The following is a 3,001-nucleotide window of genomic DNA, read 5'->3' as shown; positions in this document are numbered from 1 at the left end:
TGAATACCAAAATAAAGCTTATTAAAAGAATAAGTTATGGATTTACCAATTTTGAACATCTTCGACTTAAGCTGTTTGCTTGCTTTAATTCATAACAAAAATTAACACACGAAAACCAGAAGAGCCTTATCAGTTATCAGTTATCAGTTATCAGTTATCAGTTATCAGTTATCAGTAACCAGTATTTTTGCTCGCTGCCTAAAAGGGGCAATCGTTGTCGTCTTCGTCTTCAAACTGCACATCCCACTTAGCAGAAAGTACCTGAGTAACCATGGCTTCGAGGGTATCGGCATTGAGACGGGCTTTCATATCGGGGTCTTGGAGTGGATTACTCAGGGGAATTAGCCGTAATTGCCGATTGTCTTGGATCAGATCAAAATAGGTTTCACCGTCGGGAGAGCGGGTTAAACGCAGACAATCGAAGCTATAGGTATTGAGATAAAGACTGTAGTTAGCAACTAGGGTGCTTTGCTGATAATCGGCGAAAACTTCCACTATCCATCCCTCCCCTTCACTCTGAATCACTCCTTCGAGACTATGGATGTAGCGAACTCGTCCGAGATCATCGAGGAGACGACGCATATCTTCTTTAGCGATGACCACGCCAGAATCAATAATACAGGGGGCGGGCAGGGGCTGTGAGGGTGGATGATAGTTCATAGGGATTGCCAGTAAAAAAATTTCCGTTAATAACCCCAGTGACTGGGGGGTTTCTACCGATTCCTGTTGCAATTTTTTTCGGGTTACGTCTCGATCTTAACCCAATCCGTTAGAACTTTTCATTGTTATTTAACTTAGTGTCAGCATTCGTCCCTCGCGCTTAGTGCGATGGGACGGGGCTTTTAAAGGGGCGAAGTAATTCGCCCCAGGGTTCCCCTCATGAATGCCGATATAGAACAGCAAAGCACAGCTAAAAACAAGTCTGACCTATAGTTGACAATGTAATTGCAGTATGCTGGAATAGTTTGCGATCGTTGCGGTCGATAACGCAAAATGTTTGTTTTACGGTACAAGCTTAGAGGAAAATCATCTCAATATCAAGCCATTGATGAGGCTATTCGGACAGTTCAGTTTGTTCGGAATAAATGTCTTAGATATTGGGCAGAAAATAAGAGTGTAGGACAAAAAGATATTTATCGATATACAACTCAATTAAGAGATGAATATTCTTTCGTCAAAGAGCTTAACTCTACGGCTTGTCAACAGGCTTGCGAACGGACTTGGACTGCTATTCTTCGGTTTTATAGTAACTGTAAGAAGAAAATTGCTGGCACGAAATGGTATCCTAAATACTCTAAACGTACTCATTCTGTTGAGTTTTAAAAGTCAGGTTGTAAACTTAATCGAAATTCCAACAGAATAACTTTCACTGATGGAAAAAACATTGGGGAGTTAAAACTAATTGGTAGTCGAGACTTGTTTTATTTTCAAGAATGGCAAATTCAACGGGTAAGAATAGTTAAACGTGCTGACGGATATTATTGCCAGTTAATGTTAAAACTCGATATTAGAGATATAACCCCACAATCAGAATCGACGGGTCATTGCCTAGGATTAGATCTGGGGTTAAAAGGTTCTTCCGTTTGTCTTGTGCAACGGACAGGATTATAAGAGATGAAACCCTTATAAAGAAAAACATTTGGCGATTTTTGTCAATTGTTTTCGATCTAAAGCGAACTAATCAATTAAATCTCTTGCCAGATAAGGATTTAGTCGATTTATGCCACCCTATCGAACCATAACAAGTAACGAAGAGCCGGAACTCTTTCCACGGAGATAATCCTTAAGAGTAAAGTTAAAGTCCCTTTCCGCAACACAATCAAGATGTCTTGTCTAACAACGCTTTACCAATAAAGCTTAGAGGGAATCCGAACTAGGGAAGCATTCGGAAGTCTGTGCCAGATGGTGTCTCGATGCGGTAGTCTCTACTTGCGTCGCCTAAATTGGTCTAGGCAAGCCCCGTCGCTTTTAGGGCGGGGTTAGTGACAACTATTTACTGGGAGGGTTAGAAGCGGAAGGACTGCGATCGATCACCTGATCGATTAAACCATAGTCTAGGGCTTCTTCGGCGGACATAAAGAAATCCCTTTCCGTATCCTCGGCGATGAGGTCGAGAGGTTTACCCGTATGACTAGCTAGGTGTTCATTGAGTAATTGTTTGAGATAGAGAATTTCTTTGGCCTGAATTTCGATATCGGTGGCCTGACCTTGGGCGCCGCCGAGGGGTTGGTGAATCATGATCCGCGAGTTGGGTAGGCTCATTCTTTTGCCCGGTTTGCCGGCACTGAGGAGAAAAGCCCCCATACTGGCAGCTAAACCAATACAAATGGTGCTGACATCGGGACGGATTTGATTCATGGTGTCAAAAATCCCTAATCCGGCCGAAACGGAACCACCGGGGGAGTTGATATACAAGTAAATATCTTTTTCGGGGTCTTCTGCTTCTAGAAAGAGCAATTGGGCGACGATTAGGTTAGCCAGGTCGCTGGTTACTTCTTGTCCCAAAAAGACGATTCTTTCCCGGAGTAGTCGGGAGTAGATATCGAAGGCGCGTTCGCCCCGGCCTGTGGTTTCAATAACGGTAGGAATCATTGCGCTTTCTTGTCTTGCTGCTGCGGTTAGTTTTTTGATTGTAACCTAGGGAATGGGGGATAGGGATTAGGGAAAGTGGGGAAGTATTTTCAGTGAACAGTGAACAGTAATCAGTAATCAGTGAACTGAAAACTCAGATCTGATAACAAGGGCCGAATCTAAGACCTAATTGGTTAAGCTAAAAGCTTTGATGTGCTTAGTTTCTAACCTTCTTTTTAGGTAGGAGAATGTCAGATTCTGTCTTTTGCCCCCCAACCCCCCCCGACGTCGGGTAGGGTTGATTCATTTAAATTAAGTACAGCGGATTTTGAGTCAATAAATTTGACCGAAGATTCTCAAGTTTATCTTTCTCTAACCAAAAGAGTTAGTCACAATAACTAATCTTTAATCCTCTGCCAATATTTATTAT

General features: G+C 42.5%; 3 protein-coding genes and 1 pseudogene. 2 read left to right on the top strand and 2 right to left on the bottom strand.

Annotation, left to right across the window (positions count from 1 at the left end; all coding sequences use genetic code 11):
* Positions 1-95 (top strand): transposase (locus IM322_RS00180; protein WP_287673054.1); only part of this gene is annotated, 95 nt, incomplete at its 5' end.
* 103 nt (positions 96-198) lie between these two features.
* Here IM322_RS00180 and IM322_RS00175 read toward each other — a convergent pair.
* Entirely contained in the window at positions 199-660 is a 462-nt protein-coding gene (locus IM322_RS00175; RefSeq protein WP_004163378.1) for a hypothetical protein, read from the bottom strand.
* A 333-nt stretch (positions 661-993) separates the two neighbouring features.
* Between IM322_RS00175 and IM322_RS00170 the strand changes: the two are divergent.
* Positions 994-1,572, top strand: a pseudogene (locus tag IM322_RS00170) (RNA-guided endonuclease InsQ/TnpB family protein); the annotation flags it as partial.
* 417 nt (positions 1,573-1,989) lie between these two features.
* Here IM322_RS00170 and clpP read toward each other — a convergent pair.
* Positions 1,990-2,631: an ATP-dependent Clp endopeptidase proteolytic subunit ClpP gene (gene clpP, locus IM322_RS00165; RefSeq protein ID WP_223210720.1), complete on the bottom strand. Its 642-nt coding sequence runs from the start codon at positions 2,629-2,631 to the stop codon at positions 1,990-1,992.
* Between the last annotated feature and the right edge of the window lie 370 nt (positions 2,632-3,001).

The organism is Microcystis sp. M109S1, from assembly GCF_020247025.1.
In the GTDB taxonomy this organism is placed as follows: Bacteria; Cyanobacteriota; Cyanobacteriia; order Cyanobacteriales; family Microcystaceae; genus Microcystis.
This window is presented reverse-complemented; position numbering and strand designations above follow the sequence as displayed.